The organism is Bradyrhizobium sp. 2TAF36, assembly GCF_052114925.1.
Lineage (GTDB): Bacteria > Pseudomonadota > Alphaproteobacteria > Rhizobiales > Xanthobacteraceae > Bradyrhizobium > Bradyrhizobium barranii.
The window spans coordinates 41,512-54,627 of the sequence record NZ_JBFRFR010000008.1 but is presented as its reverse complement, the minus strand read 5'-3'; the positions used below and the strand labels follow the sequence as shown (position 1 = coordinate 54,627).

At 65.0% G+C, this 13,116-nt stretch carries 11 protein-coding genes; 6 read left to right on the top strand and 5 right to left on the bottom strand.

Annotated elements, in window-relative coordinates:
- The first annotated feature begins 7 nt into the window (after window positions 1-7).
- Entirely contained in the window at window positions 8-520 is a 513-nt protein-coding gene (locus AB4Z51_RS05835) for a DUF1697 domain-containing protein (protein WP_135213506.1), read from the top strand.
- Here AB4Z51_RS05835 and AB4Z51_RS05830 read toward each other — a convergent pair.
- The 3 genes from AB4Z51_RS05830 to AB4Z51_RS05820 form a co-directional block, all read right to left on the bottom strand.
- Window positions 517-840 carry a DMT family transporter gene (locus tag AB4Z51_RS05830; RefSeq protein WP_135213505.1) on the bottom strand — a complete coding sequence of 108 codons (324 nt, stop codon included), beginning with the start codon at window positions 838-840 and terminating at the stop codon, window positions 517-519. The two genes, AB4Z51_RS05835 and AB4Z51_RS05830, sit on opposite strands and share 4 nt — an antisense overlap.
- Window positions 841-850: 10 nt before the next feature.
- Entirely contained in the window at window positions 851-1,528 is a 678-nt protein-coding gene (locus AB4Z51_RS05825; RefSeq protein ID WP_135213504.1) for a glutathione S-transferase family protein, read from the bottom strand.
- Between the two features lie 112 nt (window positions 1,529-1,640).
- On the bottom strand, window positions 1,641-2,744 hold the full coding sequence (locus AB4Z51_RS05820) for an anhydro-N-acetylmuramic acid kinase (RefSeq protein ID WP_441497157.1): 1,104 nt from the start codon (window positions 2,742-2,744) through the stop codon (window positions 1,641-1,643).
- Window positions 2,745-2,907: 163 nt separating this feature from the next.
- Between AB4Z51_RS05820 and tyrS the strand changes: the two genes are divergently transcribed.
- The 3 genes from tyrS (at window position 2,908) to AB4Z51_RS05805 (ending at window position 6,140) form a co-directional block, all read left to right on the top strand.
- Window positions 2,908-4,161, top strand: a complete 1,254-nt coding sequence (gene tyrS, locus AB4Z51_RS05815; RefSeq protein ID WP_135213502.1) for a tyrosine--tRNA ligase — start codon at window positions 2,908-2,910, stop codon at window positions 4,159-4,161.
- Between the two features lie 56 nt (window positions 4,162-4,217).
- Window positions 4,218-5,477, top strand: a complete 1,260-nt coding sequence (locus AB4Z51_RS05810; protein ID WP_071914326.1) for an MFS transporter — start codon at window positions 4,218-4,220, stop codon at window positions 5,475-5,477.
- Between the two features lie 219 nt (window positions 5,478-5,696).
- On the top strand, window positions 5,697-6,140 hold the full coding sequence (locus AB4Z51_RS05805) for a DoxX family protein (protein ID WP_135213500.1): 444 nt from the start codon (window positions 5,697-5,699) through the stop codon (window positions 6,138-6,140).
- Between the two features lie 55 nt (window positions 6,141-6,195).
- Here AB4Z51_RS05805 and AB4Z51_RS05800 read toward each other — a convergent pair whose 3' ends face one another.
- Entirely contained in the window at window positions 6,196-6,339 is a 144-nt protein-coding gene (locus tag AB4Z51_RS05800; RefSeq protein WP_166096413.1) for a hypothetical protein, read from the bottom strand.
- 161 nt (window positions 6,340-6,500) lie between these two features.
- Between AB4Z51_RS05800 and AB4Z51_RS05795 the strand changes: the two genes are divergently transcribed.
- The gene (locus AB4Z51_RS05795) at window positions 6,501-8,192 is read left to right on the top strand and encodes a methyl-accepting chemotaxis protein (protein WP_085401071.1); all 1,692 of its coding nucleotides are present in this window, start codon (window positions 6,501-6,503) and stop codon (window positions 8,190-8,192) included.
- A 163-nt stretch (window positions 8,193-8,355) separates the two neighbouring features.
- Here AB4Z51_RS05795 and AB4Z51_RS05790 read toward each other — a convergent pair whose 3' ends face one another.
- Window positions 8,356-12,156, bottom strand: a complete 3,801-nt coding sequence (locus AB4Z51_RS05790) for a YhdP family protein (protein ID WP_441497169.1) — start codon at window positions 12,154-12,156, stop codon at window positions 8,356-8,358.
- A gap of 202 nt (window positions 12,157-12,358) precedes the next feature.
- On the opposite strand from AB4Z51_RS05790, the gene AB4Z51_RS05785 reads away from it, so the two are divergent.
- Window positions 12,359-13,048, top strand: a complete 690-nt coding sequence (locus AB4Z51_RS05785; RefSeq protein ID WP_135213498.1) for a peroxiredoxin — start codon at window positions 12,359-12,361, stop codon at window positions 13,046-13,048.
- The last annotated feature ends 68 nt before the right edge of the window (window positions 13,049-13,116 follow it).

Genomic DNA, 13,116 nt, shown 5'->3' with positions numbered 1-13,116 from the left:
GCCTCAAATGGGCTCCTTCGTCGCCTTGCTGCGTGCCGTCAATGTCGGCGGCACCGGCAAGCTGCCGATGAGCGAGCTCAAGGCCATGTGCGAAGAGCTCGGCTTCGCCGCCGTGCGCACCTATATTGCGAGCGGCAACGTCGTCTTCACGAGCCGCAAGTCGGAAGCTGCAATCAAGACCGCCCTCGAAAAGCGCCTGCACGCCTACGCCGGCGCGCCGGTCGGGGTGCTCGTGCGTAGCGCCGCCGAGATGGCGCAAGTCTCGGCCGACAATCCTTTTCCAAAGGCTACGCCCAATCGCACCGTCGCGATCTTCCTCGACAGGGCGCCACCTGAAGACGCGCTTGCCAACATCCGCGGCCGGAACAGCGAAGAGCTCCGCCTCGGCCGCCGCGAGATTTACGTGCACTATGGCGACGGCATGGGGACGTCGAAGCTCGTCATCCCCGCCGCCAAGACCGGCACCGCGCGCAACATGAATACCGTCGCAACGCTCGCGAAGATGGCCGCGGAGATCTAGGCCAGCTTGAGCGCGGCGATCCCCATCAGCACGAGCGCGATGCCGGCAAGCTTCATCGCGCTCAAGGTCTCGCCGAACAGCACGACGCCCAGCAGGAAGGTGCCGGCCGCGCCGATGCCGGTCCACACCGAATAGGCGACGCCGACCTCCAGCACCTGCAAAGCGCGTCCGAGCAGGAAGACGAAGGCGGCGAGCAGCACGAGCGAGACGATGCTCCAGCCTGCGCGCGTGTAGCCTTCCGCATATTTCATCGAGATCGCCCAGCCGACATCGAGCGCACCGGCGATCACCAGCATCAGCCAGGCCATGGATTGCGACATTGGCGTGCGCTCAGGCCGCAAGCTTCAGCAGATGCGCGTCGTGGCGCACCAGGAAGGCACGCAGCAATTGCGGATAGTCCGCGCCGACCGCGGCGCGCACGCTCGGACGTCTCGCAAGCTCCACGCGCCACGCGCGGACCTTCGGCAGATCGCTGAAGATGCCGTGCTCGGTCAGTTCGTCGAACAGGTCGAAATAGCGGAAGATCGGGGCGAAGACCGCGTCCACGAGGCTGAACGCATCGCCTGCGAAGTAAGGCCCTGCGCCGAGCGCTGCCTCCACGCGCGCGAATTTCGCCGCAACCGCCTGGCGCTTGCTTTCGAACGTCGCCGGATCGGTCGTGGTCTCCAGACCCCAGAGGTCACCGAGGATCGCCGAGCCGAACTCCATCCAGGCGCGATGTTCGGCGCGCTTCAATGGATCCGCCGGATGCAGCTTGAGGCCTGCCTGCGTCTCCTCGATGTATTCGCAGATCACGTTGCTCTCGAACAACGCGACCTCGCCCTTCTCCGTCGTCACCACCAGGACCGGCACCTTGCCGAGCGGCGAGAGTTTCAAAAACCAGTCGGGCTTGTTGGCGAGATCGATGTCGATCCGTTCGAACGGCACGCCTTTCTCGTTGAGCGCGATCACGGCACGCTGCACATAGGGGCAGAGCTTGTGGCTGATGAGTTTCAGTGAAGCGGTCATGGCAATGATCCCGGCGGTTTGATGCAACTGCATCAAATATAGATGCAATTGCATTCACACGTCAAGATCGATGCATTTGCATCAACCGTCCTTGGATCCTAAGGCCCGGACCTCAGGGCCGCGCCATCACGCCGCCCGTCATCGGCATCGGCACGCCGGTGGTGGCCGGGTAGGACAGCGGCAGGCCCTTGAGGCCGCGGGCGGCCAGGAAGCCGAAGGCCTGCGCCTCGATGGCGTCGGAGGCCCAGCCGAGCGTCTCGGCGGCCTCGACGGTGGCCGACCCTACCCGCTCCCGCAGCATACGCAGCATGGTGAGGTTGCGGGCGCCGCCGCCGCAGACGATCCAGCTCCGCGGCCGGCGCGGCAGGAGCGAGATGATCCGGGCGATCGCCGCCGAAGTGAAGGCGGTCAGGGTCGCGGCGCCGTCGGCCGGCGGGACGTCGCCAAGCTTCAGCGCGGCAAAGTCGTTGCGGTCGAGCGATTTCGGTGGCGGAGCCGCGAAGAACGGCAGTTCCAGCGCCCGCGCGATCCAGGCTTCGTCCGCCTTGCCGAGCGCTGCGAACTTTCCTTCCGCATCGAAGGCCTGGTTCATGGTGCGGTACATGAAATCGTCAAGCAGCGCGTTGCCCGGTCCGGTGTCGCAGGCGATCAGCGTGTCGTTGCCGTCGATATAGGTGATGTTGGAGACACCGCCGATATTGACGACGACGATCGGCCCTTCGCGCTCCAGCGAATGGACGAGCGCCCGGTGGTAGACCGGCACGAACGGCGCGCCCTGCCCGCCGGCCTCGACGTCGGCGGCGCGGAAGTCGTGCATCACGGGGATATGGATCGCCCTGGCCAGCGCCGGCGCATCGCCGATCTGGACCGTCAGCCGCTTCTCGGGGCGATGCAGCACCGTCTGGCCGTGGAAGCCGACGATGTCGATGTCCTCCGGCTTCATCCGGTTTTGGGCGATGAAGGCTGCCACAGCCTCGGCATGGGCCAGCGTCACCGCGCGCTCGGCCTCGGCCAGAACGCCCGGGCGGGCGTCGCGTCGCGGCAGGTGCACGGCCTCGCTCAGCGCCTGGCGCAGCAGATTGCGCTCCGCCGGGCTGTAGGCCCGGTAGCCGGACGGCCCGAACGCCTTCACTTGCTTTCCGTCGGTTTCGATCAGCGCGACGTCCACCCCGTCCAGCGAGGTGCCGCTCATCAAACCGAGTGCCGTCAACATCATGGATCAGCGTCCTCAAGAGCCCCCTCCGGCATGCCGATCTTGTGCCAGAGGGACACATCTTATAATGCCACAGGCAAAGTGGCGGGTGGCAATCGAGTTCCCACGGGAGACCCTTAAATTGCACCCGAAACAGTAAACCAAGAATTGTCAGGCTCGCCGACAGATGACTGCATTTAAATCGGATTTCCTCAATACCCTGCAGGAACGTGGTTTCATCCACCAGTGCTCCGATTTCGAGGGGCTGGACGCGCTCGCCGCCAAGGGCGAAGCGACCACCTATGTCGGCTACGATTGCACCGCCCGCTCGCTGCACATCGGCAACTACCTGACCATGATGATGCTGCACTGGCTCCAGCAGTCCGGCAACAAGCCGATTACGCTGATGGGCGGCGGCACCACCATGGTCGGCGATCCCTCCGGCAAGGACGAGACCCGCGCGATGCGCACCGTCGCCGAGATCGAGGCCAACAAAGAGTCGATCCGCGGCGTGTTCGCAAAGGTGCTGCGCTACGGCGACGGCAAGAGCGACGCAATCATGCTCGACAATGCGGAGTGGCTGACAAAACTCAACTGGATCGAGATGCTGCGCGACGTCGGCCGGCATTTCTCGGTCAACCGCATGCTGACCATGGACTCCGTGCGGCTGCGCCTCGAGCGCGAGCAGGAGATGAGTTTCATCGAGTTCAACTACATGGTCTGCCAGGCCTACGACTTCGTCGAGCTCGCCAAGCGCACCGGTTGCAAATTGCAGATGGGCGGCTCGGACCAGTGGGGCAACATCATCATGGGCGTCGATCTCGGCCGCCGCATGGGCACCCACCAGCTGTTCGCGCTGACGACGCCGCTGCTGACGACCGCATCCGGCGCCAAGATGGGCAAGACCGCGCAGGGCGCGGTCTGGCTGAACGCCGACCAGTTCTCGCCGTATGATTTCTGGCAATACTGGCGCAACACCGAGGACGCCGACGTCGGCAAATTCCTGAAGCTGTTCACGACGCTGCCGATGAGCGAGATCAGGAAGCTCGAGGCGCTCGGCGGCTCGGAGATCAACGAGGCCAAGAAGGTGCTTGCGACCGAGGCGACCGCGCTCTTGCACGGCCGCGACGCGGCAAACCAAGCGGCTGAAACCGCGCGCCGCACCTTCGAGGAAGGCGCGCTGGCCGAAAGCCTGCCGACGGTGGAAATTCCGCGCGGCGAGCTGGACGCCGGCCTCGGCGTGCTCAACGCCTTCGTCAAGGCAGGCCTGGTTGCCTCCAATGGCGAGGCACGGCGCCAGATCAAGGGCGGCGGCCTGCGCGTCAACGACGAGTCCGTCAGCGACGAGAAGATGGCGCTGTCTGCGGCCAATCTGACGCCCGAGGGCGTGATCAAGCTGTCCTTCGGCAAGAAGAAGCACGTCCTGATCCGGCCTGCATAGGCGTATGAGCTTTTGATGCTTGTCAGGGCGCGCCGAAGCGCGCTCCCTGACCGGCAATGGATCAGAACACGCCCAGGGAAGCTTCGAGGGAACAAGACGAACGCACGCAGCGAGATGCGGTGCGCACCGCACTCGTCGTGCTCGCGCTGTGCTTCACGCTCGCCGTCCTCGGCCGCGGCCTCAGCGAGAGCTTCACTGTCTTTCTCAAGCCGATCTCCGAAAACTTCGGCTGGGACCGTGCGCAGGTCGTCTCGATCTACTCACTGACGTGGTTGATCAGCGGGCTGACCGCGCCACTGGTCGGGCGCCTGTTCGACCATTCCGGACCGCGCATCGTCTACGCACTCGGACTTTTCCTGCTCGGCTCGGCCTTCCTGATCGCTGCGCACGCGCAGGCGCTCTGGCAATTTCAGCTCTCGATCGGCCTCTGCGTCGGCATTGGCGTCGCCTTCATCGGCATTGTGCCGAACTCGATCCTGCTCGGCCGCTGGTTCGGGCCACGGCTGCCGACCGCGATGGCGGTGGTCTATTCGGCGATGGGCGGCGGCGTGCTGGCGCTGCTCCCGACCTCGCAGCTTTTGATCGATCATCTCGGCTGGCGTGAAGCCTATCAGGTCTACGGCTTCGCCGCGCTCGGTTTGCTCGTGCCGCTGCTGCTTCTGCCCTGGCGCATGTTCGCGCTCGGCTCGCCGCGTGTCAGCAAGAAGACCGATCCTGATTTCATCGACAACGGCTGGACGCTTGCGAGCGCGATGCGCCACCACGCCTTCTGGGCGCTGTTCTCGACCTTCTTCTTCACCGCGGTCGGCATGTATTCGATCGCCGCGCAGATCGTGGCCTATCTCATCGACGCCGGCTTTCCGCCGCTCCAGGCCGCGACCGCCTGGGGTTTTTCGGGCGTGGTGCTGGTGTTCGGCATGCTCGGCGTATCCGCGCTCGACGGGCTGATCGGGCGCCGGCCCTCGGTGCTGCTCAGCTACGCGATCTCGATCATCGGCATCGTCCTGCTCTGGCTCTTGCAGTATTATCCGAACATCATCCTGCTCACCGGCTTCGTCGTCTGCTTCGGCAGCATGATGGGCTCGCGCGGCCCGCTGATCACAGCGACCGCCATGAAGATTTTTCGCGGCAAGCGCGTCGGCACGATCTTCGGCACCATCTCGATCGGCAGCGGATTGGGCTCGGCGTTCGGCTCATGGAGCGGCGGCCTCATCCACGACTTCACGCACGGCTACAATCTCCTGCTCGTCTTCGCACTTGCGAGCGTGATCCTCGGAATGATTCCATTTCTGATTGTCCCCGCCTTGCGGGAGTAGGTCTCCCCGACGTAACCTGCATCCCTCCGCGTCACCGGGAAATTACGGGCGACACACGCTCCGCCGCGTGCGAAACCGTCGGGCGCAACCGGAGTTAAGGGACGACCTGCGATATTTTGTCCACATGACAAAAATGTCAGCGCCGAATTGACCCCGGGTGGCTTGCGAGGCCGAACTGAATACGGTCCAAGTCGCCCATTGGATGGAGGGCACAAACCAATGAACTTTCCCTATCTCACTCGCTTTGAACCGGTTCTCCTGAGCCTGTTCCGCTTCATCACCGGCCTGCTGCTGTTTCAATTCGGCGTGGCCAAGCTTTTCAAGTTTCCGCCTTTGCCGATGTTCGCGAAAGTCGAACTGATGTCGCTTTACGGCGCGGCCGGCACGCTTGAACTGGTGCTTGGCGCGCTGTTGATCCTCGGCCTGTTCACCCGCCTCGCCGCTTTCATCCTCTCCGGTGAAATGGCCTTCGCCTACTTCATGGGGCATATGCTCAAGGGCGAGACGCCGGTGCTCCTGCCGCTGCTCAACAACGGCACGCTTGCCATCCTGTTCTGCTTCGCCTGCCTCTATCTCTCGGCGGCCGGCGGTGGCCCGATCAGCGTCGATGCGGCGCTGGGCAACGAACGCGCCTCGACCGGCGGCGCATTTGCGCGACGCTGACGCGCGCAATTGACGCGCAAGTCACGGATGACACCGGCAGCTTTGCCGGTGTCATCTACCGCGAGCCCAGCACGTTCCAGATCAGGACGAGGGCCGCGACGAGCAGCGCGGACATGATGATGCGGTGAACGAATCGGTTCATTGCCGCTCCCGCCAGGCTCGATGACCACCGAAGTCCAGGATCGATCTTCTCCAGCATACGCGCTGACGTGCGCCGACGCATGTCGCTTTGCCTGCACGGTTGCGCATCAGGCTGCGAACGGTCACGCGCGCGGCCGGCGGCCGCATGCCTATGTTCATGATTGGTAAGAACTTCATGCTACCGATGCGAGCAATAACAACCATTTCGTAGAGGCTGCGATGAAGCTGCTGAGCCATCTGAAGATCCGCACCAAGCTTACCAGCATGGTCTGTCTTGCGGCTCTCACAGTCACAGCCATCATCGCGGTATCGGCCTTCCTCAGCAAGAGCCGCATGATGGAGGACCGGGTCCAGCAGATGAAGACCGCGGTCGACATGCTCTACAATCTCGCCCAGTCGGTCCAGGACGACGTCACCGCCGGCAAGCTGACGCAGGCCGAGGCCAAGGCCCAGTTCCACATGCGCGGACGGCGCATGACCTTCAACGGCAACCAGGGCTATCCGGTCGTCTACAACGCCGACACGTCCCTCCTCGTCAACGGCGCCAACCAGCAGCTCGAAGGCAAGATCACCGGCGCGATTGACGCCAACGGCGTCCTCATTGCCGACGCGATCCTCAAGGCCGGCGAACAGAATGGCGGCGGCGTGGCCTCCTATCTCTATCCCCGCCCCGGCCAGACCGAAGCGGTGCGCAAGACCGTGTTCGCGCGCAAGTTCGCTCCCTGGAACGCGACGATCAGCTATGGCCTCTATGTCGACGACATCGACGCCGATGTGCGCGCGCTGACGCTCGAGCTTGCCGCGGTCGGCTTCGGCCTGATGCTGCTGATGGCGACGTTGTCGTGGCTGATCGCCCGCGATGTGCTCGGCGCGCTCGATCGCCAGAAGACCCGCATGCAGGAGATTGCCGACGGTGCCATCGACAAGCCGGTCGAGGAGACCGGCCGCGGTGACGAGATCGGCCGCATGGCCGAGACCCTCGAAATGCTCAGGCAGACCGCTTTGACGGCGCGCACGCTGGAGTCCGAACAGGTCGCCGCCAAGAGCCGCAGCGAGCAGGAGAAGCGTGACGCGCTGATCTCGCTCGCCGACCGCTTCGATGCGTCCGTCGGCCAGCTCGTCGGCCTGATGGCCTCGGGCTCCGGCGAGCTCGAGACCACCGCCAAGTCGATGTCGTCCACGGCCGAGGGCACCAACCGCCGCGCCGCCGTGGTCGGCTCGGCCGCCACCGAAGCCAGCCAGCGCGTCCAGACGGTCGCGGCTGCCGCCGAAGAGCTCTCCTCCTCCATCACCGAGATCAGCCGCCAGGTCGCGCAATCCGCCGAAGTGACCGGCCGCGCCGTGGACAGCGCGCGCCGCACCGACACCATCGTCCGCGCGCTCTCGGACGGCGCCCAGCAGATCGAGCATGTGGCCGAGCTGATCTCCAGCATCGCGGCACAGACCAATCTGCTCGCGCTCAACGCCACCATCGAGGCCGCGCGCGCCGGTGAAGCCGGCCGCGGCTTTGCCGTCGTCGCCTCCGAGGTGAAATCGCTGGCGAGCCAGACCGCGGAAGCCACCCGCGAGATCGGCGACAAGATCGCCCAGATCCAGGGTGCGACCAAGGAGGCCGTGGACGCCATCGGCGGCATCACCGCCACCATCGAGGAAGTCAGCCGTATCGCCACCTCGATCGGCGCGGCCATCGAGGAGCAAGGTGCCGCCACCGCCGAGATCGCCCGCAGCGTCTCGCAGACCGCTGAAGCGACCAAGGAAGTCACCACCAATATCGGCGGCGTCAGCACGGCGGCGAACGAGACCGGCAATGCCGCCGGCATGGTGCTCGCGGCCGCCAGCAATCTCTCCAAGCAGGCCGAACAGCTCTCCGGCGAAGTCGGCACCTTCCTGGCCGGCGTGCGCGCGGCGTAAGCTTCCCGACGCCAATCCCTCCACATGCGTCATGGCCGGGCTTGTCCCGGCCATCCACGTTTTTATAGCCGCTCTGCACGAAGAACGTGGATGCCCAGGCCTTCGTCGCGCCGAAGCGGCTTCGGCCGCGCAGCCGGGACGAGCACCTGCGAATTTTAGTGGGTTATCGCCGCGCGAGGGTGCAGCCGCTCGAGAGCTGGCGCGTCGATCCGGTCGAGCCGTCGTTCGACTGCGACGGGAATTCCTCGAACGGCGTGTTCTGCTTGCCGGTGTTGAATTCGAAGATCTTGCGGAACACACCCGGCACCATGGCCGAAACCGGATTGACGCGCATCACCGGCGCGGCCGGCGTACCGACGACCTCGTAGGTCACGCCGATCAGGCCTTCCTTGTCGCCACCGCCCAGGAACAACCCGAGCACCGGAATCTGTCCGAACATGTTGTTCAAGCCGTACATCGGCACGAAGGTGCCGCTCATGCAGACCTGGTTGCCGGGATAGTCGATCGAGCCCTCGATGGTGGCGCCGATCATCGGGCCCTTGACGACGCCATCGCGGATCGTCAGCGCGCCGTTCTGGCGCGTGAACTCGGCGCGCAGCGCGCTGAAGGAGACGCCGTTCCCGGTGCCGTTGGGCGCGCCGGCGGCAACGCGTTCGAGCTGCGCCTCGCCCTTCACCGTGAAGTCGCGGACGTTGATGAGGCCCTCGCGCATGGTGTTCGGCTCCGACGTCGGCGGCTCCATCGCCACCACCATCTGGCCGCCGCTCGCCTTGGTGTAGGTGTCGGTGAAGCGCAGCAACGCGCCGGCATCGTTGGTCTGGAGGTAGATCACCTCGCGATTGCCCTGGGCGCGGCCGCCGCGCAAATCGGCTGCCACCGGCGTGTCGCGGCCGATCTTGCCGTTCAGCGTGAAGGCTTTGACGGTGCCGTTGCGCCGCGACATCTTGCCGTCGACGCTGCGCATCGCCTCGCCGTTGAAGCCCGCGACGGCACCGAGCTTCACGTCGATGTCGAAATCGACGTTCTTCATCTTGTTCTTGGCGTCGTCCTTGGAATTGCCCGAGATCGCCGACTTCAGGAAACCGCGGCCGTCGAACACATCCCCGCGCATCGTGCCCCGCACCACCCCGTCCTGGCCACGCTCCACCTTCAACGAGGCCTTGTCGCCGTCGGACGGAGCGTAGGTCGGGAAGTTCGCGTTCATGAGGTCGCCGTTCGGATCGACTTCAAGCGAGCCCTTGATCGAGGCGCCGCCGCCTTCGACGACGATGTCCTCCAGACGCGTTGATTGCGCCGTCGGCACCACCTTGAAGCTGGCCTTGGCCGATTTGCCCGGCAGCTTGACCCAGCCGGGCAGGATGTTGTCGAGCTTGACCGAGGTCAGGTCCGCCTCGACACCGAGCTTCGTCGTCTGGTCGGGACCTCCGGCGATCTTGCCCGACAGCTTGATCGGCAGCGATCCGCTCACGGCAGGGCTGAGGTCGAATCCGAGACGCGCGCGGCTCGCATCGTCGAGCGTGGCCTGCAATTTGACGTCAGCGTCGCCCTCGGTCGGCTTGCGGTAGTCCAGCGAAGCCGCCTGCCCGTTGATCTTGACGTCGCCCTTGACCTGATAGCCCTGGTTGTTGGCTGATATCTTGAGGTTGTTGGCCTCCAGCTTCTGATTCATCACCAGCTTGTCGGCGGCAAAGCCGCTGAGGTCGGCGCTGACGGCGTAGCTGGTGTCGCCCTTGGTCAGCGCGCCCTTGACCGGCAAGCCGAGCTGGATGTTCGCCGAGAACGTTCCCTTGCTGGTGTTGGGATCGACGAACGTCGCCGACAGATCGCTGAGCCGATCATTGGAAAGGATTTCGGCGGCTGCCGCCACGGGGCCGTCGGCGCGGAACCTGGTCCGCGATGGCGACGGCTTGGGCGCCATATCCGGCACCTCGAAGACGAAGTCGGAGATCGTGACCTTGCGGCCCGCCGGCGTATCGGCAATGCCCTGCCCGATATTCACGGTCGCGGTGCGCCCGGTCACACGCGCCTTCAAATCGGCATCGTGCACCACCGGCATGCCATCCACGGGGCGGACCGCGACGCCACTCGCGACGATGTTGACCGACAGGCCATCGTCGGGAATGGGCGGGCCCTTGCGCGGGAGGTTCTTCGTCGGCGAATTGACGCCGATCTCGATGCGCTGGAGCGTGCCGCGCTCGATCCGCTCGATCACCCATTCGCGCAACTCGGGAACGACGAGCGTCGGCCACATCCGCTTGAGCGCGGAGGCCGACATCGGCGTTCCCGCAAAGCCCAGCGTCAACCGCGGCTCGCCCGAATAGTCGATGGCACCGGTGCCGGCGACGCCGATCTCGCCATTGCTGATATCGGCTTGCGTCAGCAGCATGCGCTTGTGGTCGGTATCGAAGCGGAAGCCGATCGCGATGCGGTTGAAGACCAGCGGGGGCTCGTTGTCGATGCCGCCCAGCAGGATCGAGCCGCCGCTGAAGCCAAGCTGCCAGTCGTTGATGGTGCCGTTGGGCGGCTCGAGATGGGCCAGAAGCGTCAGGCGGTTCGCGCCCGAGAGAATCTTGAACGGAGCGACCAATACCCGCCGGTTCGAATCCCACTCGACGTTGATCTCGGCCGAGTCGATCGCCATCGGATAATCTGGCGTGTCGGTGTCGATGATGTTGCCCGCACCGACCGCGATCTTGCCGCGGAAGAAGGTCGGCACGCCGTCGCGGCTGAGCTCGCCCTTGAGCTCGCCGGTCAGCGGCAGGTCGGCGGTGTAGGTGAAGTCCTTCACCCGGAGCGCCAGCAGGATGTTGGCGGTGGAAAGCTTATCGGCGCGGATGTCGACCGAACGCACACCATTCTCGGCAGGGCCGATCGTGGCGCGCAGCGACCACGGGCGCGCGCCCTCCTCGCCGAGACTGAGCGCGACGCCGCCATGGCTCGGCCGGCGCAGGCTGAGCGTGATGTTCTCAAAGCTCCATTTGCTGCCGCGCTGCTGATCGTCGACGATCAGATTGCCGTTCTTCAGACCGATCTCGTTGAGGTTCTGGCCGTCGAGGCCGGTCATACTCAGACTGTCGAGCCAGTCGAGGCCCTGAAGAATGCCGCTCGGGGCAGCGGCCTGGGGAGCGGCCTGCGATGCGTCCGGGCTTGCAGGTCCGGTGGCGAATGGCGGCGGCGGGACACCGTTGCGCGGGAATGTCGGCGGCAGGCCCGCTTCCTTCTTGGATGCGACGCCGGTTGCCAGCGGTTTTGCGGTGTCGCCGGCGGACACGGTGACGGTGCCGTCGGGCGCGATGCGGATCGCGAGCTCCGCGTCCACGAGATTGAGGCTCTCGGCGCGCAGGTGCCCCATCAGGAGACCTGCCCCCGACAGCTTCACCTCGGCCTTCGGCGCGGTGGCGACGATGGCGTGGTCGTGGTCGCGGACGACGATGTCGCGGATGCGCACGGCGATGCGGATCCGCCCGGCCCGCTCGATCTGGGTGCCGCCGACCTCCACGGTGTTGCCGTGGCCGATATTGTCCTCGATGGCAGCAGCGAGCCAGGGTGTCGCGATGTCGAGATTGATGGGACCCGCACCAAGCCGCCACCACAGCGCGCCGAAGCAGCCGACGAAAATAACGGCGAGGGCCCCGACCACGATGGCCAGCCGCTTCAGCCAGCGATCAGCCGCCAGCCAGCGGCGCATTGACGCAAACCCGTCACCGAAACGATGGAAGCCTGAATTGGAACGCGACAACAGCCGGCGCGCCCGATAGCCCGCCGCTGCTTCCTGATCCGGATCCCAGTCGGCGTCGTCCCATTCCTGCGGCTGCTGTTGACCGCCGCGCCGATCGAAATCCCGATTGTAATCCTGGGGCGACGTATTCCTTGCCATTGCCTCTCGATACAGGCGCCCATCGTAGGATTGAGCACCGCCGGGACCGCAGCCGTCCGCGGGAAGCGAAGCTCCCCGCGCCGGCATTGCCGCCATACCTCGAATGTTCCTGCTGTTCGTCATTTCGCCCCGGGCGCGCGTTCAACGAGCAGTGGGGTGGTGCGTGGAATTCCTTGTAACCATACCCCGGCGTCGCCAGACTTGCCCAGACGAGGGCGATTCCGGCACACCGGACGAGAGCTGCAATACCGCTTTGGTTGACCCGCCGAAAGCGACGAAAGGAAGGCGTATGTCCAAGAAATCCCGAAAGAAATCGTCCAAAACGCCCTCCGGCATCGCAACGGCTAAAAAGAAGACCCCGACCAAGCGGGCAACGACTCAAACAAAGTCCGCAAAAACACAGCGGACGCAGGCGAGCAAATCAACCAGGACCGTAGCAAAAGCAGGATCACATAAGGCCGCATCGAAACAGTTAAATTCCTCCAAATCGGCCTCCGCGCCCGCGAAGGCGAAGCCGGCCCTGACCGAAGGCCAGAAGGCGCCCGCCTTCCGGCTGCCCCGCGACGGCGGCGATGTGGTCTCGCTCGCCGACTATGCCGGTCGGAAGCTCGTCCTGTTCTTCTACCCCCGCGCCGACACGCCCGGCTGCACCCGGGAGGCGATCGATTTCACGCGGCTGGCGGACGCTTTCAGCGCTGCCGGCACGGCCCTGCTCGGCATCTCCGCCGATCCGTTAAGGGCCCAGGAGAAGTTCCGCGACAAGCACAGCCTCGGCATGCCCCTCATCTCGGATGAGAAACACGAGATGCTGGAGGCGTACGGCGCCTGGGGCGAAAAATCCATGTATGGCAAGAGCTTCCTCGGAGTTCTTCGCACCACGATACTGCTTGGCCCCGACGGCAAGGTAGCCAGGGTCTGGCGCAATGTCCGCGTCGACGGCCACGCCGACGAGGTGCTGGAAGCGGCAAGAGGCCTTTAACCAATCCGTTAAATTCGAGTGGTTCCATTTCCGGAAAATTAACCATGACTGGCCCAGATTGCTGCGGC